The 25,945-nt window shown below is 72.1% G+C and carries 16 protein-coding genes; 10 read left to right on the top strand and 6 right to left on the bottom strand.

Features of this window, described 5'->3' with window-relative positions; genetic code table 11:
• The first annotated feature begins 483 nt into the window (after window positions 1-483).
• Together CXR04_RS11855 and CXR04_RS11850 are read left to right on the top strand one after the other, a co-directional pair.
• The gene (locus CXR04_RS11855; protein ID WP_101421810.1) at window positions 484-1,335 is read left to right on the top strand and encodes an SAM-dependent methyltransferase; all 852 of its coding nucleotides are present in this window, start codon (window positions 484-486) and stop codon (window positions 1,333-1,335) included.
• Between the two features lie 275 nt (window positions 1,336-1,610).
• A complete protein-coding gene (locus tag CXR04_RS11850; protein ID WP_101421809.1) occupies window positions 1,611-3,878 on the top strand; it encodes a glycosyl hydrolase in 2,268 nt (755 codons plus the stop codon).
• Between the two features lie 137 nt (window positions 3,879-4,015).
• Here CXR04_RS11850 and CXR04_RS11845 read toward each other — a convergent pair whose 3' ends face one another.
• The 4 genes from CXR04_RS11845 to CXR04_RS11830 all read right to left on the bottom strand — a co-directional run bounded on the left by CXR04_RS11845 (window position 4,016) and on the right by CXR04_RS11830 (window position 11,278).
• Window positions 4,016-5,224 carry an NAD(P)/FAD-dependent oxidoreductase gene (locus CXR04_RS11845; RefSeq protein WP_101421808.1) on the bottom strand — a complete coding sequence of 403 codons (1,209 nt, stop codon included), beginning with the start codon at window positions 5,222-5,224 and terminating at the stop codon, window positions 4,016-4,018.
• Window positions 5,221-6,582 carry an FAD-dependent oxidoreductase gene (locus CXR04_RS11840; protein WP_101421807.1) on the bottom strand — a complete coding sequence of 454 codons (1,362 nt, stop codon included), beginning with the start codon at window positions 6,580-6,582 and terminating at the stop codon, window positions 5,221-5,223. Before CXR04_RS11840 ends, CXR04_RS11845 begins: the two co-directional genes overlap by 4 nt.
• Before the next feature lie 104 nt (window positions 6,583-6,686).
• Window positions 6,687-8,870 (bottom strand): molybdopterin oxidoreductase family protein, encoded by a 2,184-nt coding sequence (locus CXR04_RS11835; RefSeq protein WP_101421806.1) that lies wholly within the window; start codon window positions 8,868-8,870, stop codon window positions 6,687-6,689.
• A 131-nt stretch (window positions 8,871-9,001) separates the two neighbouring features.
• Window positions 9,002-11,278, bottom strand: coding sequence for an MMPL family transporter (locus CXR04_RS11830; RefSeq protein WP_101421805.1), 2,277 nt, complete (start codon window positions 11,276-11,278; stop codon window positions 9,002-9,004).
• Between the two features lie 168 nt (window positions 11,279-11,446).
• Between CXR04_RS11830 and CXR04_RS11825 the strand changes: the two genes are divergently transcribed.
• Window positions 11,447-12,121, top strand: a complete 675-nt coding sequence (locus tag CXR04_RS11825; protein ID WP_101421804.1) for a TetR/AcrR family transcriptional regulator — start codon at window positions 11,447-11,449, stop codon at window positions 12,119-12,121.
• A gap of 172 nt (window positions 12,122-12,293) precedes the next feature.
• On the opposite strand, the gene CXR04_RS11820 is transcribed toward CXR04_RS11825, so the two are convergent.
• The gene (locus CXR04_RS11820; RefSeq protein WP_101426322.1) at window positions 12,294-12,710 is read right to left on the bottom strand and encodes a hypothetical protein; all 417 of its coding nucleotides are present in this window, start codon (window positions 12,708-12,710) and stop codon (window positions 12,294-12,296) included.
• On the bottom strand, window positions 12,707-17,263 hold the full coding sequence (locus tag CXR04_RS11815; protein ID WP_101421803.1) for a DUF6531 domain-containing protein: 4,557 nt from the start codon (window positions 17,261-17,263) through the stop codon (window positions 12,707-12,709). Before CXR04_RS11815 ends, CXR04_RS11820 begins: the two co-directional genes overlap by 4 nt.
• Window positions 17,264-17,771: 508 nt before the next feature.
• Here CXR04_RS11815 and CXR04_RS11810 point away from each other — a divergent pair.
• The 7 genes from CXR04_RS11810 (at window position 17,772) to CXR04_RS11780 (ending at window position 25,943) form a co-directional block, all read left to right on the top strand.
• Window positions 17,772-18,608, top strand: coding sequence for an IclR family transcriptional regulator (locus CXR04_RS11810; RefSeq protein WP_101421802.1), 837 nt, complete (start codon window positions 17,772-17,774; stop codon window positions 18,606-18,608).
• A 213-nt stretch (window positions 18,609-18,821) separates the two neighbouring features.
• Window positions 18,822-19,556 carry a maleate cis-trans isomerase family protein gene (locus CXR04_RS11805; RefSeq protein WP_101421801.1) on the top strand — a complete coding sequence of 245 codons (735 nt, stop codon included), beginning with the start codon at window positions 18,822-18,824 and terminating at the stop codon, window positions 19,554-19,556.
• A gap of 64 nt (window positions 19,557-19,620) precedes the next feature.
• Window positions 19,621-20,604: a membrane dipeptidase gene (locus tag CXR04_RS11800; RefSeq protein WP_101421800.1), complete on the top strand. Its 984-nt coding sequence runs from the start codon at window positions 19,621-19,623 to the stop codon at window positions 20,602-20,604.
• An 87-nt stretch (window positions 20,605-20,691) separates the two neighbouring features.
• A complete protein-coding gene (locus CXR04_RS11795) occupies window positions 20,692-22,335 on the top strand; it encodes a phytoene desaturase family protein (protein WP_101421799.1) in 1,644 nt (547 codons plus the stop codon).
• The gene (locus CXR04_RS11790; protein ID WP_101421798.1) at window positions 22,332-23,993 is read left to right on the top strand and encodes an ABC transporter substrate-binding protein; all 1,662 of its coding nucleotides are present in this window, start codon (window positions 22,332-22,334) and stop codon (window positions 23,991-23,993) included. The genes CXR04_RS11795 and CXR04_RS11790 overlap by 4 nt, the downstream gene beginning before the upstream one ends.
• A 58-nt stretch (window positions 23,994-24,051) precedes the next feature.
• Window positions 24,052-25,002, top strand: a complete 951-nt coding sequence (locus CXR04_RS11785) for an ABC transporter permease (RefSeq protein WP_101421797.1) — start codon at window positions 24,052-24,054, stop codon at window positions 25,000-25,002.
• The gene (locus tag CXR04_RS11780) at window positions 24,996-25,943 is read left to right on the top strand and encodes an ABC transporter permease (protein WP_101421796.1); all 948 of its coding nucleotides are present in this window, start codon (window positions 24,996-24,998) and stop codon (window positions 25,941-25,943) included. Before CXR04_RS11785 ends, CXR04_RS11780 begins: the two co-directional genes overlap by 7 nt.
• Window positions 25,944-25,945 lie beyond the last annotated feature (2 nt).

Raw genomic sequence — 25,945 nt, 5'->3', positions numbered from 1 at the left:
GCGGCAGCCGCAGCACCACCCCGCCCCGCCCGGTGCTCTCGTCGGCCCCGGTCTGCTGCGCGCCAGGTGTCCCGGCCGACCGGGCCCAGACCCTCTTCGCCACGGCAGAAGCCTTCATCTTCCTGCGCACGGTACGAATCCCCCATCCTGCACTCCCCGAGCGGACCTGCACGGGGTGCAACGGAAGGGCCGGGCCGTGTCCACCCGGCCCTCCGCGTTGCGGTCACCACCATCGCCCGCCGGGTCCCCCGCGGACCACCCCTTTGCTCCCCACCGCAAACCCCCCGGTCAACGCCCCGCGCCCGGTGCTCGGCACCCCGGCCGTCCCCGGCCGCCGCGGCGCCCGCCGGCGCGCGCCCGCGGCGCCGGGCGCGGGCCTTGAGCGCGGGCCGAGTCCCGGTGGTCCGGGTGGACGGGAGCGGATAGTCTCAACTCCCGCCGTACGTAGGTATGTTCGGCCGTGACAGACGAGGAGAGTGGGCAGTGACGCCTGACGAAGGACCCGCGATACCCGGCATTCCGACCGACCGCCCCACCTCGGCCCGTGCCTACGACTGGATGCTGGGCGGCAAGGACAACTACGAGGTCGACCGCGACATGATCCGCGCCGGGCTGCCGCGGTTCCCCGAGGGCGTCGACATCACCCGGCAGAACCGGCTCTTCCTCTACCGCGTGGTGCGCTACCTCGCGAAGGAGGCCGGGATCCGGCAGTTCATCGACATGGGCTGCGGCCTGCCCACGAACAACAACGTGCACCAGGTGGCGCAGGAGTTCGACAGGTCCACCCACGTCGTCTACGTCGACATCGACCCCATCGTCCTCGCCCACGGCCGCGCGCTCCTCGCCGACGACGACTCCACCGTGGTGATCACGGCCGACATGCGCGACCAGGAGGTCGTCCTCGGCCACCCGGAACTCCAGCGGCTCATCGACTTCAACGAGCCGCTCGCCATCCTCTTCCTCTCCGTGCCCCACCACCTGGTCGACGCCGACGACCCGCGCACCATCCTGCGTACCGTCATCGACCGCTCCGCGCCGGGCAGTTACCTCGCGATCTCCCAGGCCGTCACCGACGACGAGGAGCACGCCCGGGTCACGTCGGAGTACATGAACAACAACCGGGTCCCGTGGCAGACCCGCACCCCCCAGCAGGTCGACGCCTTCACGGACGGCCTGGAGCCGGTCTCCCCGGGCATGGTGAACCTGGCCGAGTGGCGCCCGGACCCGTCCCAGCCGCCGCTGCCGCCGGTCCCGCCGGAGCTGATGGAGTACGTGGGCATCACGAAGCAGAGCAACAGGCTGTACGAGTACGGCGGTCTCCTCCGCAAGCCCTGACCCGCCCCCCGCCCCCCGCCCCCCGACCCGGACCCGGCGAACACCGCCGGGTCCGCTGCGCGCGGGGGTACTCGGTCCCGTACGGCCGGGGCGGGCTCCGGCCCGTAAAGGCCCGCCGGAGCGCGTTCGGAAAGTGAACGCGGGTGAGTGGACGTCGGGTTGAGTCCTGACGAGAGGTGTTGACAGCGGTTTCGGGCGGCTCTAGTTTCTGCCACGCCCCTCTGAGAGCGCTCTCACCCTCCTTTGTCCCCCACTCATTGCGAGGTACGCAGCTCGTGGGACCACAGCCGAAGCGCAGACGCATCCTCCTGGCCCTCACCGCCGCCGCCACCGTCGCCGCCGGGACCGCACTGCCCGCCGGGCCGGCGGCCGCCGCGGAGATACCGGTCGGGCGGGGGAGTTACTCCGACACCCGGCCGCCCGGCACCTCGGGACCCGTCGACAACGCCGGGCAGCCGGTGACGCCGAAGGTGACCGAGCGGGTCGCGGACCGGCCCGTACCGACCAACGACTGGTGGTCGTCGCTCGCCTTCAAGCGGGCCGCCGACAACCCGTACTCCCTGCCCATGTTCGGCCACCCCCTCAGCTACCGCGCCGTGGCCGGCGGTCTTGAGGTCGGGTACGCCACCGAGCACGTCGTCGTCGGGGGCGGCGTGCAGTACGAGTTCCAGCACAAGGCCGACCTCACCCTCGGCGTCGCCGGCCTCAACTCGCCCGACGCCCGGGCGGACGGCTGGTCCGACTGGACCGTCAGCCCCTACTGGGCCGGCGGCGGCCGCACCCTGCGCGCCACCATCGGCCACGGCAGCCCGTACGTCTACGCCGAGGCCACCGGCGGCGCCGCGCAGATCACCGCCGCCGCCGCGCCCCAGGTCTTCGCCGACGACGGCAACGCCCTCGGCATCACCGTCGGCGGCAAGCACTACGCGCTCTTCGCCCCCACCGGCAGCGACTGGACCGTCTCCGGCAGCACCCTCAGCGCCGACCTCGGCGGCAAGGACTACTACTCCGTCGCCGTCCTGCCGGACCCGGGCGCGTTCGAGACCTTCAGCCGCTACGCCTTCAGCTTCGTCACCGGCTCCCGCGTCGACTGGGACTACGCGCAGGACCAGGGCCGCATGAACGCCACGTACACCCTTCAGACCGAGGCCCGCGAAGGCACCGAGACCGGCACGCTCCAGGCGCTCTACCCGCACCAGTGGAAGCACACCTCCGACCAGCTCACGGCCTACGAGTACGTCTCGCCCCGCGGCACGATGAAGGTCCGCGAGGGCTCCTCCTTCACCACCTCCCAGGACGTCACCGGCGTGCTGCCCGCGCTGCCGGAGTCGGGCGGGGTGGACCAGGGGCGGCTGACCGCCTTCGTCAACGAGGTCGCCGACACCGCCGCCGTCGGCCGCGCCGACACGTACTGGACGGGCAAGGCCCTCGGCCGCCTCGCCCAGGTCGTGCCGCTCGCCGACCAGGTGGGCGCGACGGCGGCGCGGGACAAGATCCTCGGGGTGATGAAGGCGCGGCTGGAGGAGTGGTTCACGGCGGGCGGTGAGACGGAGTTCTCGTATGACGCGGTGTGGAAGACGCTCACCGGCTACCCGGCCTCGTACGGCAGCGACACCGAGCTGAACGACCATCACTTCCACTACGGCTACTACGTGATGGCCGCCGCTGTCGTCGCCCAGTACGACCCGGCCTGGGCCGCGGACTCCGCCTGGGGCGGCATGGTCCGCGAACTGATCGCCGACGCCGCCAACCCGGCCCGCGACGGCGACCGCTACCCGTTCCTGCGCGGCTTCGACGTCTACGCCGGCCACAGTTGGGCCGCGGGCCACGCGGGCTTCGCGGCGGGCAACAACCAGGAGGCGTCGTCGGAGTCGGTCAACCTCAGCGCCGGCCTGATCATGTTCGGCGCCGCGACGGGCGACACCGAGCTGCGCGACCTCGGCGTGTACCTGCTGACGACGGAGTCGGAGGCGGTACGCAACTACTGGTTCGATGCCGACGAGGACGCCTTCCCGGCCGACTTCCAGCACAACACGCTGGGGATGGTGTGGAGCGCGGGCGGCGCGCACGCCACGTGGTGGACCGGCAACCCGGAGGAGATCCACGGCATCAACGTCCTCCCGGTCACGGGTGCCTCGCTGCACCTGGCCCGCGACAAGGCGGCGATCGACCGCAACCTCGCGGAGATGGAACGCGAGAACGGCGGCCCGGCGGTGGAATGGCGCGAACTCCTCTGGGAGTTCCAGGCGCTGAGCAACCCGGCGGCGGCGCGTGAGGCGTACGCGGCGGGCGGCGGCGGCACGTACGCGCCGGAAGCCGGCGAGTCGTGGGCGCACGTCTACCACTGGATCCACACCTTGGCGGCGACGGGCGCCCCGGACCCCACGGTGACGGCGGACAGCCCGACGGCGGCGGTGTTCGCGACGGGCGGCACGAAGACGTACGCGGCGCACAACTACGGCGCGACGGACCAGACGGTGACCTTCTCCGACGGCAAAACCCTGAGGGTCCCGGCCCGCTCCTCCGCCACCGAAACCGGCTGACCCCACCGGCCCTCCACCCGTGCCCCGCGCCGCCCCGAACCCCGACCCCGCGGGGCGGCGCGGGGCGCACCTCGGGGGAGGAGGGCGCCTGGTAGGTCCTGGACGCGGACGGCAAGGAACTGGATCAGCTCTAGGTTTCAGAGCAGGAGTTGTTCTGCCGGGGCCGGGAGTTCCTGGCCTACCAGGGCGTGGAAGCGGGGGTAGGCGGTCGGGTGGCCCAGCAGGATGGCGGCCTGGAGGGTGTTGGCTTCCGGGTCCAGGATGAGTTTGGCGTAGCGCGGGGTGGGGGCCGGGTGGGTGTAGGTGAGTTCTATCGTGGCGTTCCCCGTGGGGTGGGGGTTGCCCATGCTGGCTACGTCTACGCCCGGGAGTTTCAGCACCGTTGACGGTTCCGCCGGGGACAGCGGCGGTGGCGGGGTGGGGTTGCCGGTGAGGTGGCCGGCCACGGTGGCGGCCATGTGGTAGCCGGGGGCCACCGTTCCCGTACGGCGGCCGCGGATCGCCGCGCAGTCGCCTATTGCCCAGATGGCCGGGTCCGGGGTGCGGCAGTCGTCGTTCACCAGGTAGCCGCCCCTCTCGCCCCGGGGCAGGTCCGCGGTCGCCGCCAGGTCGTCGCGGGGGCGGGTGCCCGCGGTGAAGAGCACCAGGTCCGCCCTGATGCGGGTTTCGTCCGTCAGGGTCACTCCCGTCGCCGCCCCGTCCGGGCCCGCGTCGATGGACTTGAGCGCCAGCCCCGCGTGCAGGTGGATGCCCCTCTTGCGCAGGCCCGTTGCCAGCATCTCCGCCGCCGTCAGGTCCAGTTGCGCCGGCATCAGGTGCCGGGCCGCCTCCACCACGTGCGGGCGTATGCCCAGGTGGCGGCGGAGCGCCTCCGCCGTCTCCAGGCCCAGGAGGCCCCCGCCCACGATGACCGCCCTCTTCCCGGGCGCGGTCTTTGCCGCCCGGCGGATCGCGTTGACGTCGTCCAGCGTCCGGTAGACGTAACAGCCCCGCAAGTCCGCCCCCGGCAGCGGCGGTCGGGCGGGAACAGCTCCCGTCGCCAGCACCAGGGCGTCGTACGGCAGGCATTCCCCCTCCGCCGTCGCTACCTCTTGTGCCTGTCTGTCTATCGCCGTTGCTCTCGTGTCCGTGCGGACCTGGAGTCCCGGGTCGTCCTGGGCACTCAGCTTCAGGTCCGCTTCCCCTACACCCCGCAATCTGTCCGTCAGCCCTATGCGGTTGTACGCCCCATGCCGCTCCTCGCCCAGCACCACGATCTGCCAGCGGTCCCCGCGGTCCCGTGCGCGCACCTCCGCCACCAGGCGGTGTGCCGTCATTCCGTAGCCGATGACCACCAGGCGGTTCATGCTGTGCTTCCCGCGAACTCCCGGCACAGGCCCCTGATGTCGTCCACGCACGAACCGCATCCCGTCGTCGCCCTCGTCGCCTCCGCCAGCGCCTCCGCCGTCCGCGCGCCCGAATCCCACGCCTCCGTCAGCGCCCCCTTCGTCACGTTGTTGCACCGGCACACCACCGCCTCCGGCGGCAGTTCCGGCAGGGGCCCGGTGCGCGGGGCGGGGCGGCCGAGGAGGAGGGCCAGGCGGCTTTCGGGGAGGGGGGTGTCGGTGGTGTAGAGCTGGGTGAGCGTGGCCAGGGCCTGGGGGAGGCCGGTCAGGACGGCGGCTCGCAGGCGGCCCGCGGGGTCGAGCGCCAGCCGGGCGTAGCGGCTGCGGGCCGGGTCGCGGTACGTGACGATCTCGTCCCCCCCGCCGCCCCGCCCGTCGCCCAGCACCCCCAGCGTCAGCCCCGGCACCCGCAGCCGGAACACCGGGCGCCGCCCGGCGGCGAGCCCCCGCGGCACGCCCTTGCCCGTCAGCGACCTCGCCACCGCCTCCGCCTGCTCCCACCCCGTCAGCAGCGAGCCCCCGGGCTCCGTGCAGTCGCCGACCGCGCGGATCGCCGGGTCGCTCGTACGGCCCGCGGCGTCGACCAGCACCCCGGTCCGTACCGCCAGACCCGCCGCCTCCGCGAGTCCCGTGCGCGGGCGGACGCCCGTGCAGCACAGGAGGGTGTCCCACGCCAGCAGCCATTCGTCGTCGAGCGAGAGCTTCCCCGGCTGCACCCCGGCGGCCACCCGGCCCAGCTCCAACTCGACGCCCAGCCCCGCCAGATGCCGGGTCAGCAGCGCGCCCGCGTCCGCGTCGAGGCGGTCGTCCAGCGGGTACGGGCCCGGGTGCACCAGCGTCACCCGGCGGCCCGCGCGGCGCAGCGCCGCCGCGGTCTCCACGCCCAGCGGGCCGCCGCCGAGGACGACGATGTCGTCGCCGCGCACACGGGTGCAGTCCGTGCGCGAACGCAGCCCGGTGACCCCGTCGATCAGCCAGCCCGAGGCGTGCCGCAGGCCGGGGACGGGCGGGAGGTGCGGGCGGGCGCCGGTGGCCAGCACGAGGGTGTCGTACGGGAGCCGGTCGTGTGCCGTCGTACGCACCTGCCGCAGGCGGCGGTCGATGCCGGCCGCGGAGACGCCGTGGCGGAAGTTCACGTCCGGGAGGTCCGGCAGCCGGAGGTCTGCGGGGGTGAGGCTGCCGTCGAGGAGGGCGGGGAGGAGGACGCGGTGGTACGCGGGGCCGGGTTCGGCGTCGAGGAGGGTGACGGGTCCGTCGTGGCCGTGGTGGCGCAGGCGTTCGGCGACCCGGTGGCCCACGGGCCCGCCGCCGACGATCACGACGCGGGCGGCCGGCGGACTCCCGGCGGTTCCGGACGGGCCCGCCTCCGCCCCGGATTGCGTGCCCGCCGCCCGGCGCCTCCGCCGCCCCGTGACCGTACGCCTCATCCCGCCGCGCCCCGCACCGCCGGCTCCCGCACCCGCTCCGGCAGCTCCACCGGCTCCACGCTCACCGCGCTCACCTTGAACTCCGGCATCCGGCTGCGCGGGTCGAGTGCCGTGCCGGTCAGCAGGTTCGCCCGTCCGTGGCCCGGGAAGTGGAACGGCAGGAACACCGTGTCCGTCCGCAGCGTCGCCACCAGCCGCACCCGCGCCAGCACCGCGCCGCGCGGCGAGCGCACCCGCGCCAGCTCGCCCTCCGCGAGACCCGCCCGCGCCGCCGTGTCCGGGTGGATCTCCACCGTCGCCTCCGGCGCGGCCCGTACCAGCTCCGGCACCCGGCGGGTCTGCGCGCCCGACTGGTAGTGCGCGAGCTGCCGGCCCGTCGTGGCCCACAGCGGGAAGCGGTCGTCGCGTGCGTCGGCCGGCTCGCGGTGGTCGACGTCCTGGAAGCGGGCCTTGCCGTCCGGGTGGGCGAAGCGGTCGAGGAACAGCCGCGGGGTGCCGGGGTGCGGCGGGGATCCTTCGGGGGTGGCGGGGCAGGGCCAGTGCAGCGCTTCGCCCGCGTCCAGGCGGTCGTAGCTGACGCCGCCGTAGTCGGCCGTGCCGCCGGCGGACGCGCGGCGCAGCTCGTCGAAGACCCGGCGCGGCTCCGCCGGGAAGCGGTGGGGCGGTTCACCGAGCCGGACGGCGAGTTCGTGGAGCACGGCCAGGTCGGTGCGTACGCCCGGCGGCGGCGTCAGGGCGCGGTGGCGGCGCAGGACGCGGCCCTCCAGATTGGTGAGCGTGCCCTCCTCCTCGGCCCACTGGGTCACCGGCAGCACGACGTCCGCCATCGCCGCGGTCTCCGACGGTACGAAGTCCGCGACGACCAGCAGGTCCAGCTCCGCCAGCCGGCGCTGGACCCGCTCGGCGTCCGGCGCCGAGACCACCGGGTTAGAGCCGAACACCAGGAGCGCCCGCGGCCCGTCCGCCGTACCGAGGGCGTTCAGCAGCTCCGCCGCGCTCAGCCCGGGACCCGGCAGGCTCTCCGGCGGCACGCCCCACACGTCGGCGACGTGCGCCCGCGCCCCGGGGTCGGTGATGTGCCGGTAGCCGGGCAACTGGTCGGCCTTCTGCCCGTGTTCGCGGCCCCCCTGCCCGTTGCCCTGCCCGGTCAGGCACCCGTACCCGGAGCCCGGCCGCCCCGGCAGCCCCAGCGCCAGCGCGAAGTTGACGAACGCCGCCACCGTGTCCGTGCCCTTGCTGTGCTGCTCGGCGCCGCGCCCGCTGAGGACGTACGCGCGCCGCGCCTCGCTCAGCAGCCGCACCGCCTCCCGCTGCGCGTCGGCCGGCACGCCGGTCACCAGCTCCACGCGCTCCGGCCACCAGCCGGCCGCCCGCCGCCACGCGGCGCGGAAGCCGACGGTACGGGCCGAGACGTACTCCTCGTCGTGCCGCCCCTCGGTGACGGCGATGTGCAGCAGCCCGAGCGCGAGCGCGAGGTCGGTGCCGGGGGCGGGCGCCAGGTGGAGCGCGGCGCGCTCGGCGGTGGCGGTGCGGCGGGGGTCGATGACGACGAGGGCGCCGGCCTTGTTGAGGTGGCGCATCAACGGGGGCATGGTCTCGGCGGGGTTGGCGCCGGCGAGGAGGATGGTGTCGGCCTCGCCGAGGTCGGTGACGGGGAACGGCAGCCCGCGGTCCAGGCCGAAGGCCGCGACGCCCGCCGCCGCGGCGGACGACATGCAGAACCGGCCGTTGTAGTCGATCATCCGGGTGCCGAGGGCCACGCGGGCGAACTTGCCGAGCAGGTACGCCTTCTCGTTCGTCAGCCCGCCGCCGCCGAAGACGGCGACGGAGTCGGGGCCGTGCGCGGCGCGTATCTCCGCGAGCCGGGCGGCGACCGTGTCCAGGGTCCCGTCCCAGTCGGCGGGGGCCAGGCGGCCGGTGCGGTCGCGGACGAGCGGGGTGCGCAGCCGGTCGGCGGCCCGCAGGACGGCTGGTGCGGTCCAGCCCTTCTGGCACAGCCCGCCCTGGTTGACGGGGAAGTCGGCGTCCGGCTCGACGCGCAGCGGCTCCGCGGGGGTGGCGCCTGGGCGCAGGCGGGTGCCGCACTGCAGCGCGCAGTACGGGCAGTGCGTGGCCACCGCGGAACCGGGTGGTGGGAGCGGGGTCGGCGAGGACGGTGCGGGCGAGGAGCCACTGCTCATCCGGATACCCCACTTCAGGCGTCACCGACGTCGGAGCCGTACGGGCATCATGACCCGCCGGGAGCGGGGCGGGAATTGGCAGATTGCTGTCAACTCCCGCACCCGCCACGTGAGGTCGGGCATTCCGGGCGCTACGCGCCCGCCGGCTCCCGCTTCTCCACGTCGTGGACCTGCGAGGACTCCGGAACCTCGACGGACGCCGGAGCCCCGGTGGACTCCGTCCTCCGCGCCGCCTCCGCGGCCCGCGGGCCCTCGCTCAGCCCGACCTTCGCGTGCAGCGTGCGCAGCGCCGCCGGCGCGTACCAGGCGGACCGGCCGAGCAGCCGCATCGCCGCCGGGACGAGCACGCCCCGTACGACCACCGCGTCGACGAGGATCGCCAGCCCGCTGCCAAGACCGAACATCTGGATGAAGCTGACGCCGCTGGTGACGAAGGCGAAGAAGCTGACGGCCAGCAGCCCCGCGGCCATCGTGACGATCCGGCCGGTGCCCGCGAGCCCCTTCGCGACCGCCTCGGCGGGTGTCGCGCCGGCGTCGTGCAGTTCCTTGATGCGGCTGGTGAGGAAGACCTCGTAGTCCATGGAGAGGCCGAAGACGACGCAGAACATCAGCACCACCGTGCCCGTCTCCATCGGCTGGGCGGTGAAGTCCAGCAGGCCGCTGAAGTTGCCGTCCTGGAAGATCCAGACCAGCGCGCCCATGGTGGCCATGAGGCTGACCGCGTTGAGGACCAGGGCGCGCAGGGGCTGGATCACGCTGCCGGTGAAGAGGAAGAGCAACACGAAGGTGGTGCCGAGGATCCAGGCGAGGGCCAGGGGCAATGCGTCGGCGATGGCGTCCTTGGAGTCCACGAGCCGGGCGTCGCTGCCGCCGACGAGCGCGTCCGCGCCCGCGGGGGGGTCGACGGCGCGGATGTCGCGTACGAGGTCCTGCGCGGCGCCCGAGGCCGGGGTCAGGTCGTGCACGAGGGTGAGCCGCCGGGCGTCCGGGGCGGCGAGGGCGTCGGCGGCCGGTCCCGGTGCCGCGTGCTTGCCGTCGGCGTAGCTGCCGGTGGCGGCGTCGACCTGGCGCACGCCTTCGAGCCGGGAGAGGTCGCTCGCGTACGCACCGAGCGCGCCGTCCGCGACCGGCCCGGTGGTGACGATCTGCACCGCGGCCTCCTCGTCGGCCGCGAACCCGGCCCGCAGTTCCGCGGTGACCTGGCGGCTCTGCGCGCTCTCGGGCAGCACCCGCTCGTCGGGGGTGCCGAAGCCGACGCCCAGCAGCGGGCTCGCGGCGAGCAGCAGCACGGCGAGCACGGGCAGGGAGGCCAGCACCGGCCGGCGCATCACGGCGGCCGCGATCCGGCCCCACAGCGGGGAGTCGGTGCGGTGGGCGGCGCGGGTGCCGGGGACGCGGCCCTTGTTGACGCGGTGGCCCAGCACGGCGAGCAGCGCGGGGATGACGAGCAGCGAGCTGACCGCGGCGATCGCCACCACGCCGATCCCGGCGTACGCGAACGAGCGCAGCGAGACCAGCGGGAACACCAGCATCGCGGCCAGGGCGGCGACGACGGCCGCGGAGGAGAAGGCGATGGTGCGCCCGGCGGTGGTGACGGTGCGGCGGACGGCGTCGGGTACGGAGTCGCCGGCCGCCAACTGCTCGCGGAAGCGGGAGACGAGGAGCAGGCCGTAGTCGATGCTCAGGCCGAGGCCGAGCGCGGTGGTGAGGTTCACGGAGAGGACGGAGACGTCCGTGATGCTGCCGAGCACGTACAGCTCGGCGAGGGTGCCGAGGATCGCGATCACGCCGATGACGAGCGGCAGCAGGGCCGCGACCAGGCTGCCGAAGGCGACCAGCAGCAGGACGAGGGTGACCGGGATGGCGACGGCCTCGGCGAGGGCGAGGTCTTCCGCGACCTGCGTGGCCATATCGCTGTTCACGGCGGCGGTGCCGCCGGCGCGTACGGAGACGCCGTCCCGCTCGCCGGTGTACTTCGCCATCAGCGCCTCGGCGTTCTCGCCCTCGTGCCGGTCGCCGCCCTCGACGTGGGCGAGGACGAGGGCCTGGTCGCCGTCGCGGGACTTCAGGGCCGCGTCGTCGCGGTCCCAGTACGACACCACGTGGGAGACGGTCTCTTCGGCGCGCAGCCCGTCGGCGAGCTGCCGGCCGCGCTCGGCGGCGGCGGGGGAGTCCGGCCCGCCGCGCTCGGCGTCGACGAGCAGGACGAGGTTCGTATCGCCGCCGAACTCCTCGTCGATGACCCGCTCGGCGCGGCTGGACGGCGCGTCCGGGTCGCTGAACCCGCCGCCGCTGAGCTTGCCGAAGGCGCCGAAGCCGGCGACGGCCATGACGGCGACCGCGAGTGTGGCGAGGACGAGCAGCGGGCGGGCGCGGCGGATGGCCAGCTCGGCAATGCGCGACAGCATCGGTCTACCGCCCCTCGGAGGTGTGGGTGATGGCTGACATAGCGGTCTCCCGATTCGTATAGGCCGTTCCTTCTGTTAGAAGTTATAACGTTCGCGAAAGGCTGGAGTCAACGGAATGAGTGATACCTTCTCACAAGACCTTGAGGTTGTAAGGGGTGAGGGCAGGCCATGGCCGCGAAGACGGACTCGACGACCCCCCGCGAGCGCTACCGCGCCCAGGTGCGCGCGGAGATCAAGGAGCACGCGTGGGAGCAGATCGGCACGGCGGGCGCCTCCGCGCTCTCCCTCAACGCGATCGCCAAGCAGATGGGGATGAGCGGCCCCGCGCTCTACCGCTACTTCGCCAACCGCGACGAGCTGATCACCGAGCTGATCAGGGACGCGTACCAGAGCCTCGCCGACACGATGCGCGCCACCGCGGCCGACGTGCCCGCCGGCGCTCCTGACGTCCGCGCCCTGGCGGCCTCCCTGCGCACGTGGGCGCTGGCCGACCCGCAGCGCTACCTGCTCATCTACGGCACGCCCATCCCCGGCTACCGCGCCCCCGACGACATCACCGCGATCTCCGCCGAGATCATGGGCACGGTGCTCGACGCCTGTGCCGCGCTGCCGTACGAGCCCGCGGAGGCACCCTTCGCCGGCCACCTGGCGACCCACCGCGACTGGGCCCGCGGCCACCCGGCGCCGCCCGCCGTCCTGCACCGCGCACTGACCGCCTGGACCCGGCTGCACGGGGTGCTGTCGCTGGAACTGGCGGGCCACTTCAGGGACATGGGCTTCGACCCCGCGAAGCTGTACGCGGCGGAGGTCACCGCCCTCACCGAGCCCCCGCCACCGCGCTGACGCAGCAACCCCGCCCGCCGACCCGCCCGTTCGCCCGCCCCTCCGGGCGACACGCCACCCGGCGCGCCGGCCGCGAGACCTCCCCGGCGGGCCGCCCGGGCGTCACCGTGGCGGACGACCTCGGAGCCGGCCCGCCCGATGTGGCTGTCCCAGCGCCGCCGGCCGCTCCGTATCAGACTCTCGGGTCGTCGACATCCAGGGTGATCTTGACCCCGGAAGTCGACAGGAACGTCGCGTGCGGTCCCGATGTCCGAATCTCTGTAAAGGGATTGGAGTCGGTGAAGAAGATCGCCCACACCACTGTACGGTCACTTTGCAGGCGGGCCACGAAGCCTTCGGAGCCGTAGGACCCGTCGCCGGCCCAGAGCAAGTCCCCGTCTTCCCTCTCCACCGAGGCCAGTCCGTCAACCTCTGAAGTCCAATCAGGACGGGACGCGACGTAGTCGGCGAGGTCGAAGCTGTCCCGTACTCGCAGCCCACTCGGGCTGTCCGGGTCGATGACCACGTCGTATGACCTCCCGTCCCGGAAGTGCAGCGCATTGCGGATCGGCAGTCTGAATTCTCTCCACAAATCCTCAATGACGCTCACCTGCCGCACCCTCCTGGTGGTAGATGCCGGGGCCGCTCACTCAGCCCCTGCCGCGGGACCGGTTCGCCCAACGCGTTCCGGTTTCGTCCCGAATTCATTCTCCGCTGAAACTGCTGGCCCCATGTTCTTCCGGTTGTCGAGGCCGGGTGCGGCGCATTCGGATCCACGCGTCTCACCGGCACGGGTTGGCCGATCTCGCGTGCCGCATCGAGCCTGCGGTTATCGTACGAGACAAGTTGGCCATCGACATCCATGACGTCGAGTGGAGCGTCGGGTCGTGACCAGTCCCAGTCTCCTGCCCTCATGCGGTCGGCGTAGTCGTTTTCCGTCACGGTTCGCTGCGAGAAGTTGATGTCCTCCGGGTCCACCCACTCGACATCACCCTGCGGAGCCAGGCCCAGCGGATCGACCCAGGTATGGGGGTTGGTGACATAGGTGAGGGGGTTGGGAGCCGGGCTCAGGCCCAGGGGATCGGGGGTGGTGTAGCGGGCCGTTGACGGGTCGTAGTACCGATTGATGTTGTAATAGAGACCGGTTTCGGGATCGGCGTACTGGCCGGGGAATCGAAGCGGTGTGTCGGCGGTAACCCTGAGATGTGCGGCGGTTCCCCACAGAGTGGTGCGGGTGCGCCAGGCTATTTCCCCGTTGCTGGGATCGATGAGTTCGCGCGGTGTGCCGACGAGGTCGGTGACGATTGCGAAGAAGCGACTGTCGATCTCTTCTTGGGCGGCGGTGTCGGTGAGGCGTTCGTGCTGGGAGACGGGGGCCAGTCCATCGTGGTTCCAGGTCTGGGTGACGGTGTCGGGCCGCGGGCCGCTCGTCGTGCTCTGTTCGATGAGAGTCGCGCCGTCGTAGGTGAATAGGGACTCTTCGACGACGGTGGTTCCGTCGGCGGCGAGGCGCTGCTTTGCGCAGCGCCGGCCGAGGGGGTCGTAGCGGTAGCGCCAGACGGCGGCGTCCGGGGTTGTCGATTCGGTGAGATGGTCTTCGGCGTCGTAGGTGAAGTGCCAGGAATCGGGCTTCTTGGACAGGTTGATCTTCTGGCGCAGGACGAGGCGCCCCGCAGCGTCGTGCTGGTAGCGAAAGCGACCAGCACGGATCAGGGTGGTGCCTTCGTAGGAGCGTTCTCCGGTCGCGTCGCCGGCTGCGTGGTGGGGTGGCCATGCGGCGTGGGTCTGGTTGCCGAGAGCGTCGTATGCGTAGGACTCGTTCCAGTCGGCCGCTCCGACGGCTGTCACCCGGCCGGCAGGGTCGAGCCCGAAGTTTTGCTCACCGGCCAAGTGGTCGTCCAAGGCGCTGAGGTGCCCATCCGGACGGTAGGTGTAGCTGCGCTGCTGGATGAGGGTGGCTCCGGGGCCCGCCGCGAGGGACTGGTGGGCGAGGCGTCCGGCGGAGTCCCAGCCTGTGGTGAGGGTGATGCTGCCGGAACGGCGGGTGATCTCGCGTCCGGCCAGGTCGTGCTCGAAGGCCAGGGTGTGCCCGTCGGTGGTCACCTGGGTGCGATTGCCCGCTGCGTCGTAGTGGTACCGAGTCGAGGTGCCGGTCGGAGTGGTGCGGGTTACCAGATTCCCGGCAGCGTCCCGGACATAGGTAGTGGTGTGGCCGTTGACTCTCTCGGAAAGGACGCGGCCGATCTCGTCGAGTTCGTAGGTCAGGGTTGCGTCCGGTCCTGTCGCAGTCTTCAGGCGGCCGACGGGATCGTAACGGTAGTGGGTGACCTGCCCTTCGGCGTCCTTGGCGACTATTCGTCCGAGCGGATCCCGGGAATAGGTGATGGTCTGGCCGAGAGGGTTGGTACGGAGGGCGAGCCGGCCGGCGGCGTCAAGGGTGTAGCCGGTGGTGCGGTCGTCGTAATCCGACTCCCCGACCAGGCGGCCGGATGCGTCGTATCGGTAGTTCCAGGTGTTGCCCTGGGGGTTTGTCACCCGGACCAGGTGCAGACCCGCGTCATAGTCGAATGTGTGGCGTGAACCATCCGGATCCTTCCGCGCCGTGAGCAGGTCGAAATGGGTGTACTCGTACGTGGTCTGTCGGCCTGCGGCGTCGATGTGACTGGTGCAGTTGCCCTCTCCGTCGTAGCGCCACTTCTCCACGGCCCCGTCCGGGCCGGTACGGGTGGCCAGATGTCCTTCTGGTGTCCACTCCAGTCGTGTGGTGGCTCCGAGCGCGTCCGTGTGGGCAACGGGGCGGCCGAGGGAGTCTCGCTCGTAACGGCTTGTGCCACCGAGAGGATCGATGATTTCGGCCGGGAGGCCGGCAGGGTTGCACAGAACGGTAGTGCTGTTGCCGAGCGGATCGATGATCGCAGTCTGCCGGCCGGCGTCGTCGACTGACACCTGGGTTGTCGCCCCTGTGGCATCGGTCTCCCTGATCAGATTTCCGCGGTCATCGTATTCCCAGGACCAACTCGTTCCGTCGGGCAGGTGTACTGCGGCGAGCCGCTGGCGGGTGTTGTACTCGCGGCGAACCGTCGAGCCGTCGGGGTAGACCACTTCGACGGGCTGTCCGTGGGGGTTGGTGGTGTACCTGGTTGTGTGGCCCAGCGCATCGGTGCTGGACAGAGGGCGATGCCGAGCGTCGTATTCACTCCGTGTGGTGTGACCCAGCGGATCGATCTCGGCGACGATCTGGCAGTTGTCATTGATGACGAAGTGGGTCTTATGGCCCTCGGTGGTGGTCAGTACGGTGACGCGGTGATCGGGCCAGGCGGGGTGGGCTGCGTCGTACTCCAGGGTGATGGCGAGATGCCCCGCCTCGCCGCCTTCGGCGATACAGCGGTCGTGTTCGTCGTAGGTGTAGCGGTAGGAGCGATCGTTGCGGTCGGTCCAGGAGGTGATGCGCAGGCGCTCGTCGTAGGTGTAGCGCAGGGGGAGCCCGGAGGAGTTGATGTCGTCGGTGAGGTTGCCGTCCTCGTCATATCCGAAGCGCTTGATCTCGATATCCGATCCGTCCTCGGCGGCCCCGGCGAGGTGGAGAGCGCTGACGCGGTCGTCGTCGGTGGTGAGCTTGAGGTGGTAGCCGCCCGAATGGACCAGACCCGTGGGTGACCCGTCGGCCTCATAGGTGAAGTCGACGCTGTGACCGTTAAGGTCGACGATCTGCTCGATCCTGCATACGCCGTCGGCGTCGGGGGAGGCGAATCGACGGCTATGACCGGTGACGGGGTCGGTGACGCTGTAACCGCCGGTATCGAGACTTGCCAGAGGCCAGCACGGGCCATTCTCCGGCGTGGTCGGCTCGGTGTCGGAGGGATGGGCGTAGGCGAGCAGGCGGCCGTCACAGGTCGCGAAGACCACGCCCCGCTCATCGACTTCCAGGTGTTGATCGATGGTCGAGGCCCAGGTGGGGCCGAACCATCCTCCGGCCCGGTATGCGGAGGAAATGCGTCGAGTGAAGACCAGCGGGAGCAGGCCGGGGAGCCTGACATCGGTTTGGGGCAGATACATCGCGCCGGTAGCCAGGTCGACGGGGTCGGTGAGCTTGGAGACGACATTCTTGAGGCGGTTGTGCGCGCCTTGGGCGGCGTCGTCAAGCATGGTGCGGCCCCGCTTGGCCAGCCCGAGCACGGCGGCCCTCATGCCTTTCAGACTCTTCATCGCATTGAGCCCGCCCTTGAGGCCCTTGGCCAGGCCGCCGAGGGTGGTGAGGCCCTTCATGCCGGGGATGCAGTCGAGGGCGGCGAACGCTACGTCCCACAAGGAGGCTTCGCCGTTCAGGTACTTGATCAGGGTGTCTGCCAGCACCACGAGAGCCGCCGCGAGGACGACCCACGCGAGCGGCCCGCCGATGATCAGGACGACGATGCCGAGGACCGCGACGATGACCTTGCAGACGGTGACGATGGTGTCCCAGTTGTCCTTGACCCAGTCGACCGCCTTCTCCCACCACTTCCGGTTCTGAATACCGGCGTCGGAGGCGTCCTCCAGCTTGTCCTTCGCCTCGGACGCGGCATCCTCACGCATCTTCTTCGCGTCGGCCGCCATCTTCTTCGCGGCTTCGAGACCGGACTCGGCGTTGTCGACGGCCGTCTGCGCGGAGGCCCGGGCGGACCTGGCGTCGGTGGCGTTGCGGGTGGCGGCGCGTACCTCGGACTCGTCGGGCTTCTCCTTGCCCTCCTTTTCGTCGTACTCCTCGGTTTTCGCCGTGGCGCGCTCGACCCAGGAGTTGGCCGAGTCCAGCCGGCCGGTCGCGGACGACAGCTCGTTACGCGCCTCGCGGCCTCTGGCTAACGCCCTGTCGGCCAGGGACTGAGCCCGCTCCAGCTTCGGCCAGTACGCGGCGAGGGCATCACCGGCGAGGTCGTAGGAGCGCTGAAGCTTCTTGAGGTTCTTGGGGACTTCCTCGAACTCGTCCTGGAACGCCTTCGCCGTCTTGCCCGCCCAGCGAAGGAGCGCGTCCTCACCGGCCATGCCCTTGATCTGCCGCAGCGCGTCCGCCACGTCACCGGCGAAGTCATGCAGTTCACGGGCCAGTTGCTTCACCCGCTCCGGATCCCCGGGTGTGGGATCCTCGTCCAGGTCCAGCACATGCCAATCCGTAGGCCGATTTCCCACGTGCCTCTCCCCTTGCCGGTGCCCCTCCACAGCCGCAGCGCTGCCCATGCCACGCTAGCCACGGTCACGCGTTGAAGAGAAGTGCGATCCTGGCCTCGCCCGGGGGTTTGGGAATCACTAGCGGAGGCTGCGGCACGACTTCCCGCGCCCCCTTGGAGCGTCCGCGGTTTATAGGTTGGCCGGAGGAATCCGGTAGCACAGCGTGATGGCATGGCCAGACCAGAGGACATCGGTCAGGCACGTTGGACGGGGCGCGAGAGGGCCGTAGGCTGCCGCCGAAACCAGCCTCCGGCTGATGCCGGTGCCTGGGACGCGCTCACTCTCTCGCGGAGCGGCCAACCCAGTCGCTTTCTGGAGGCCCTGTTGGTGAGCTGACTCCACTCGGTCCGGGTCGGCGGCCCGGAGTGTGCCAGCGGGTCGCCGGGGTCGTGAAGTGACTGCTCATGGGGCCCTGTGTGATACTTCCTGGCGGTGCAGAGAGCGCCCGCGAGGGAGAGGACCGGGCTCGATGGCGACCGGAGAGGCGTCGGAGCCGGCGGCCCCCGCCGGGCAGGGCGGCGCGGCTGCCGCCGCCGGTGCGGGGCGGGGCGCCCAGGGGTCCGGGACCGTGCAGATCGTGGATCACGCGCTCATGGTGCTCAAGGCCATCGCGGAAGCCGACCACCCTCGTGGCGTGCGCGAGCTGAGCCGCGACCTCGCGATCAGCAAGAGCTCCACGCAGCGCATCCTCGCCTCCCTGGAGCGGGTCGGCCTGGCCGTCGCGGACGAGGCCACCCGCAAGTACGTCGTCGGGCCCGCCGCGCTCACCCTCGCCTGGAAGCACGCGGACAACAGCGACCTGGTCAGCGCCGCCACCGGCACCACCGCCCGGATCGCCGCGGTGACCGGCGAGACCGCCTGCATCTCCACCATCGTCGACGGCCGCCGCGTCACCGTGCACGAGGCCGAGAGTTCGCAGCCGCTGCGGCTCATCACCGGCGTGGGCCGGCCCTACTCGCTGTTCTCCGGCGCCACCGGCCGGGTCCTGATGTCCCTGCTGCCCGCGGACGAACTCCGCCGGCTGGTGGCCGGGCACGTGGCCGACGGTCCTGACGAGACGGCCGCGGACCGGATTCTGGGACAGGTCGCCGAGGTCCGGCAGAACGGTTACGCGCTGAGCCGCAGCGAGTGGATCGCCGGCGGCTGCGGGGTGGCCGTGCCCATCGGCACGCAGGGCAGCCTCGTCGCCGCCCTCAGCATCTACGGGCCCGAGGCCCGGCTCACCGACGAACGCATGGCGGAGCTGGTGCCGGCGCTGCAGAAGGCGGCGGCGGAGATCGCCCTCCGCTGGCGCCAGCCCGCGTAGCGCACGCTCCCGGCAACCCCGCGCTCGGCCGCCCCGTCCCAGCACCCCCGTCCCCACCGCGATTTCCGGCCGGTCCGGCGCCAGTAGGCGTCTGACCGGCCTTTTTCGTGCCCGCATCCTTCTGCCTCCACCCCATTGACCTGCCCAAAAGCTGAAGGTACGGTGTCCCAATCGCTCTTGGTACAGTGTCCCAGAAGTTGAGGTGAGCCCCTGATGTTGCTCGGCTGGCGTGCACGAATCGGGCAGATACGCCCCGCGACGGCGATCGAAGGAGCGGAGGAGTGGCGTGAAGTAGCCCCTACGGGCGTGGCGTTCGCCGACGCCCGGACCATCGTCCCGCGCGTCGACGCCGCCGGACTGCGGGAGATGATGAGCCAGGTCGTCGAGGCGTCGCGGCAGTTGGCCACCGCCAAGGTGGACCTGATCGTGCAGTGCGGCGCCCCCGGCACCTTCATCCCGGGCCCGGGCACCGACGAGAAGGTCACCGGCGAGATCACCGCCGCCACCGGCGTACCGGCGATCACGATGCAGCAGGCGACCAACGACGCCCTCCGCGCCCTCGGCGCGACCAAGGTCGCCGTCGGCACCATCTACACCGACGAGGTCAACGAGTCCCTGCGCACCTACCTCACCGCCCTCGGCTTCGAGGTGACGGCGATGGAGGGCCTCCAGCTCACCGACCCGTACGACGCCAGCGTGCACGACGCCGACAGCGCCTACCGGCTCGGCCGCCGGCTGCACAAGGCGGCGCCCGACGCGGACGCGCTCCTCATCTCCTGCGGCACCTTCCGGACCTTCGAGGTGCTGCCGTACCTCGAACTCGACACCGGGCTGCCCGTCGTGACGAGCAATCAGGCGTCCCTCTGGCGGGCCCTGCGCCACCTGGGGCTACGGGACGGGATGCCGGTCCTCGGCCGGCTCGGCGGCATCCCGGGCCTCCCCGGCTGAGCGCACCCCGCCGGCCTGTCGGCCCGTCGAACCACACCCCACCGCACCGCAGAGGAACAGGACCGTGCTCGTAGACGCACTGCAGTTCAACAAGCCCGCCCGCGAACGCTTCGAGGAGTGGCGCGCCGCCGGGCTCACCGCCGTGCACGTCACCGTGGCGATCTGGGAGGACTCCACCGAGACCATGCGGGAGGTCGGCCGCTGGCAGCGGCATCTCGCCGAGCACGCCGACCTGCTGCGCGAGGGCCGCACCGCCGACGACATCCGCGCCGCGGACCGCGACGGCCGCACGGCGGTCGTGCTCGGCTTCCAGAACAGCAGCCCGTTCGAGGACGACCTCGACCTCGTCGGCGCGTTCCACCAGGCCGGCGTGCGGATCGCCCAGCTCACGTACAACACCCAGAACTCCGCCGGGGCCGGCTGCTGGGAGGCGGACAACGCGGGGCTCTCGCGCACGTACGGCGTGAACCTCATCCGGGAGATGAACCGGGTCGGGATGCTCGTCGACATCTCGCACTGCAACGAGCGGACCTCGCTGGAGGCGATCGAGACCTCCGAGCGGCCCGTCATGATCACGCACGCCAACCCGCGCGCGTTCGTCGGCGAGGACGTCGAACTCGCCTTCCGCAACAAGTCCGACACCGTGCTGAAGGAGTCGGCGCAGCAGGGCGGCGTCGTCGGGCTGAGCATGTACCCGCGGCTGGCGCCGAACGGGCAGGCGTGCACCGTCGCCGACTTCTGCGACATGGTCGCGTACACCGCGGAGCTGATCGGGGTCGAGCACGTCGGCCTCGCCTCCGACTACTACGCGGGCCAGGGCGACGAGGAACTGCACTGGTGGCGCCAGGGGCGGTGGAGCCGCAAGCCGATGGTGCCGATCTCCGGCCAGGTCGACTTCCCCGAGTGGTTCGCCGCGGGCAGCGGCTACGCCGACGTGCTCGCGGAGCTGCGCCGGCGCGGGTTCGGCGAGGGGGAGATCGAGCTGATCTCGGGCGGTAACTGGGTCCGGGTCTTCGACGAGGGCTTCCGGCCGGGCCCGCAGGGCTGAACCGGCCACGGAGCAACCAGCAAGACGACAACCAGCAAGACGACAACCAGCAGGACGACAGGACGGCGGAGGGACGTGGTGTGCGCAATGAGGCGCTTTGACGCGGTCGTCGTGGGCGGCGGCCACAACGGCCTGGTGGCCGCGGCCTATCTGGGCCGGGCGGGGCTGCGCGTCGCGGTGGTCGAGGCGCGCGACCGCCTCGGCGGCCCGTGCGGCCCGTACGAGTTCCTGCCGGGACGCACCCTGTCGTTCACCAACTCGCCCGGCTCGCTCAACCCCGCGGTGGTCCGCGAACTGCGCCTCGCGGACCACGGTCTGCGGTTCGTACGGGCCGATCCCACCGTCGTGCACCGCTTCGCCGACCGCAGCTTCGTCGGCTGGCGCGACCAGGCCCGCGTCGACCGGCAGCTCGACGCCCTCGCCGCCGGCGAGTCCGGCCGCTACCGCGAGCTGATCGCGGGACTCGACCGCCTCGGCGCCGCCCTCGGCGTCTCGCTGGACGAACCGCCGCCGCCCCTGGACGAATTGCGCGGCCGGCTGGCGGACCCGGACGACCTCAAGCTCTTCACCGCCGTCTTCGACGGCAGCCTCCGCGGACTGCTGGCAGAGCGGCTGCACTCCGAGCAGGTCGGGGGACTGCTCGGGATGCTGGCGCTCAACGCCCAGCTCGTCCCGCCGTCGGCGCCGGGCACGGCGATCGGGCTGATGATGCGCCCCTTCGCCCGGGCGTCGGCGGCGGGGCTCCGCGGCCCCGGCGACGCCGAGCGCGTCGCGCTGCGCGGCTCCACAGGACTGCCGGTCGGCTCGATGAGCGCCATCGTCGACGCCCTCGAAGCGGACTGCCGCGCGCACGGCGTCGAGTTCCACACCGGTACGCCCGTCTCCCGCATCCTCCACGACGAGCGGGGAGTCCGCGGCGTGGTCACCGCGGCCGGCGAGGAGTTCGCCGCCGGCCGCGTCGTCGCCGCGGTCAACCCCGTCCACCTCTTCCGCGACCTCCTCGACGACGGCGCGCTCGGCCCGGACGTCCGCGCGGACGTGGCGGGGCAGCGGATGCGCGGCTCGGCGTTCAAGCTGGTGCTGGAGGTCGACTCGCTGCCCGCGTACGCCGGTCTGCCCGGGGACGCGGACCCGGAGTCCGCGCGCGCCTGCCAGTTCCGCTTCGGCGACTCGCTCGGTCACATCGAGGAGTCCGTCACCGCCGCCCTCGCCGGGCGGACCTCGGAACGCCCGCTGATGTGGGGCCTGATCCCCACCCTCACCTCGCCGGGTCTCACCCCCGGGGACACCCATCTGATCAGCGTCAACGCCTGGCACGCGCCGTACGCGCCGGAGGCAGGCGGCTGGGACGGGGCGCGCACCGAGGCGTTCGGGCGGCGCTGCGTCGCGGTGCTGGAGGAGCTGATGCCGGGCCTCGGCGACCGGATCACCGGCCACCGCTTCCTCGGCCCCGTCGAGATCGAGCGCGAACTCGGCCTGGTGGAGAGCAACATCACCCACGGCGACATGCTCCCCGCCGGCCTCTTCGGCGCCCGCCCGCACCCCGCCGTCGCCGGCTACCGCACCCCGCTGCGCGGCTTCTACCTCTCCGGCGCCGGCGTCTGGCCCGGCGGCTACGTCACCGGCACCCCCGGCCGCAACGCGGCCCGCGCCGTCCTCAGCGACCTGCGCGCCCCGGCCCACGACCCGGCCCACGACCCGACCGACGACGAGCAAAGGCGACCGGCATGAGGTTCACGCATCGTCCCCGTCCGCCCCGCCCGCGCCGCGCACCCCGCAGGGGCCTCCGCGCCGCCGCCGGCTGCGCCCTCGCCGCCGCCCTCCTGCTCGCCGGGTGCAGCGCCAACCCGTCCTTCGGCCGCGACTCCGGCACCCTGGTCATCGGCGCCGAGGGCGAGATCCCGCCCCTCGACCCGCATCGCATGTCCGGCACCGTCGGCCTGCGCATCGTCGACGCCCTCTACGACCCCCTCATCCGCGAGGACCTGAGCGCCCGTACGGACCGCGCCCCCGCGCTGCGCCCCGGGCTCGCCGAGTCCTGGAAGTCCGCCCCCGACGCCCGCGGTTACACCCTGGAACTGCGCAAAGGCGTCACCTTCGCCGACGGCGCCCGCCTCGACGCCGACGCCGTCAAGCTCAACTTCGACCGGATCATGGACGAGGACTCCCCGGTCCACGACGCCACCGCCGCCGGGAACATGACGTTCCTGACCCGCTGGATCGAGCGCGTCGAGGTCACCGGGCCGTACGAGCTGACCCTGCGCCTCTCCGAGCCCTACGCGGGACTCCCGCGGCTGCTCACCGACCGGCGCATGTCGATCGTCAGCCCCAAGTCGCTGACCGCGGGCAAGCCCGACGACATCGGCCTGCACCCGGTCGGCACCGGGCCGTTCACGCAGCGCGCCGCCGACCACGGCCGGCGCATCACCCTGGAGCGCAACACCGGCTACTGGGGCGGCAAGCCGCGCACGCCGACCATCGTCGTCGAGTCCGTCACCGACCCCACCACGCTCGCCATCGCCGCCGAGACCGGCGAGGTCGACGCCATCCTGAGCGCCGGGGCCCAGCAGGTGCACCAGCTCACCCACGACGACGCGATGCGCGTGCAGTACCCGGACGCGGCGAACCAGTACTTCCTGCGGCTCAACGCCCGCATCGCCCCCACCGACGACCCGGAGTTCCGGCAGGCGCTCAACTACGCCGTCGACCGCGAGGCCATCGCGACCCTCACCCAGGGCCAGGTCGCGCCCTCCACAGGACCGCTGCCGCGCGGCAACGAGGCGTACGACGAGGCGGCCGCGGAGACGGACGGGGCGGGCAGTTCCCCGTACACGTACGACCCGGAGCGCGCCCGGCAGCTCATCCGCGAGAGCGGCGTCGAGACGCCCGTGCGCCTCACGCTCCTCGCCCCCGACAGCGGCCCCGGCTTCTCCCAGGCGACCGAGATCATGGCGCTGCTGGAGCAGGACCTGAAGGCGGTCGGGGTGTCGCTGAAGGTGCGGTACATGGAGTTCGCGTCGCTGGTGGCCGAGGAGGGCAACGGCTACGACGACCGCACCCACGGCTCGTTCAACGGCTGGACCACGGGCGCCGACGCCGCGGACTTCCTGGAGCGGATGTTCAGCGGCCAGGCGCACCCGCCCGCGGGCGTCAACCGGGGCTGGTACGCGAACGACGACGTCGACGCGCTCTTCGACCGGGCCAGGGGCGAGCCGGACACCGCGAGCCGCATGGGGCTCTACCGGCAGGCCGCAGACGAGATCGCCGCCGACGCCCCCTGGGTCTTCCTCTACCAGGACCGGCTGCCCCGGCTCCTCGGCGACAAGGTCCGCGGCGTCGCCCCCGCCGCCTCCGTCTACGTCGACTACACCACCATCCGCCGCCGGTGAGGCCGGCGACAAGGAGAGAAGTGAGACAGGTGCCGAGAGAAGTGAGGGGAGAACAGCCATGAAGGCCACCGCGGCAGCACCCCCGGGAGCCGCGGGCGCGCCCGCCGCCCGCCCCCCGGCGCGGACGCGCACGCGCGGCCGGCTCGCCCGGCTCTCCGCCGGCAACGCCACCGCGTACCTCGGCGGCGGCATCGTCGCCGCCACCGTCCTCGTCGCGCTCCTGGCGCCCCTCATCGCCCCGTACGACCCGCTGGACACCGATCCGGCGGCCATCGGCCTCGGCCTCTTCAGCGACGGCCACCTGCTGGGCACCGACGAGGTGGGCCGCGACATCCTCAGCAGGCTCATGTACGGGGCCCGGATGGCGCTGCTCGTCGCGATCCTGCCGACGGTCCTGGCGCTGGCGGTCGGCGGCTGCATCGGCCTGTTCTCCGGCTATGTCGGCGGCTGGGTCGACAGCGTGCTGATGCGCGTCTTCGACGTGATGTTCTCCTTCCCCGGCATCCTGCTCGCGCTGGGCATCGGCGTCGCGCTGGGGCCCAGCACCACGTCGCTGATCGTGGCGGTGGTGGTCGTGACGATCCCCGAGTTCGGCCGGATCGTCCGCGGCAACGTCGTCTCGCTGCGGCAGGAGCAGTACGTGGAGGCGGCCTCGGCCCTCGGCTACGGGCACCGGCGGATCGCGTTCCGCCACATCGCGCCGAACCTGCTGGGCGGGCTGGTCGTCTTCGCCACCCTCCAGACCGGCCGCAACGTCATCCTCAGCGCCAGCCTCGCCTTCCTCGGCCTCGGCGCCCAGCCGCCGACGCCCGACTGGGGCCAGATGCTCAGCGGCGGCCGGGCGCTGCTGGTGACCTCGCCGCACGTCGCCACCCTCCCGGGGCTGGCTGTCGTCGTCCTGGCGGTGGGCTTCAACCTCCTCGGCGACGGTGTACGTGACCGGCTCGACCCGCGCTCGCGGCGGTCGCGGGCGGCGAAGGACGACGAGACGGGAGACGCGGCATGCTGACCTTCATCCTGCGCCGCGGGCTGCAGATGATCCCCGTACTCCTCGGGGTGACCGTCGCCACCTTCGGCCTCGGCCAGATCATCCCCGGCGACCAGGCCACCGCGCTCCTCGGCCCCACCTCGTCGGAGGAGGACCGCGCGGCGCTCCGCGCCGACCTCGGCCTCGACGAGCCCGCGGTCTCGCGCTACTTCACCTACCTCGGCAACCTCTTCAGCGGCGACCTCGGCCGCTCCCTGTCCTTCGGCCGCCCGGTCTCCGAGGTGCTGTCCGAGCGGCTGCTCAACACCCTGCTGCTCTCCGGCACGGCCATCGTCGTCGCCGCGGTGCTGGGCGTCGCGATCGGTACGTGGGCCGCGCAGAAGCCCGGCTCCGTACGCGACCGGGGGCTGACCGTCGGCGTGCTGTTCCTCAACTCGGTGCCGTCGTTCTGGCTCGGCCTGGTCCTGATCGTCGTCTTCTCGCTGCAACTGCGGATCCTCCCGGCCACCGGCATGACCTCCATCGCCGGCGGCGGCGCCGTCGACACGGCCGCGCACATGGTGCTGCCCGTCATCACCCTGGCCGCCTGGTCGCTCGCGGTCATCGCCCGCATGACCCGCTCGGCGGTGCTGGAGGTCATCGACAACGACTACGTGCAGACGGCCCGTTCGCGCGGCATCGGCGAGTTCCACGTCATCGTCCGGCACGTGCTGCCGAACGCCATGCCGTCGGTGGTCACGGTGATCGGGCTCCAGGCCGGGTTCCTGCTCAGCGGGGCGGTGCTCACCGAGACGGTGTTCTCCTGGCCGGGCGTCGGCCTCGCGCTCCAGCAGGCCATCTCCTCCCGCGACATCCCCCTGGTCCAGGGCGGAATCCTCGTCATCGCCGTCGCCTTCGTGCTGATCAACCTGCTGGTCGACGTGGCGCAGGCGTACTTCAACCCCAAGATCAAGCTCGCGTAGCG

The sequence above is a fragment of the Streptomyces sp. CMB-StM0423 genome, assembly GCF_002847285.1.
Taxonomy (GTDB): Bacteria; Actinomycetota; Actinomycetes; order Streptomycetales; family Streptomycetaceae; genus Streptomyces.
Note: the sequence above shows the minus strand (reverse complement) of the source record. Positions and strands in the feature narration are given on the sequence as shown.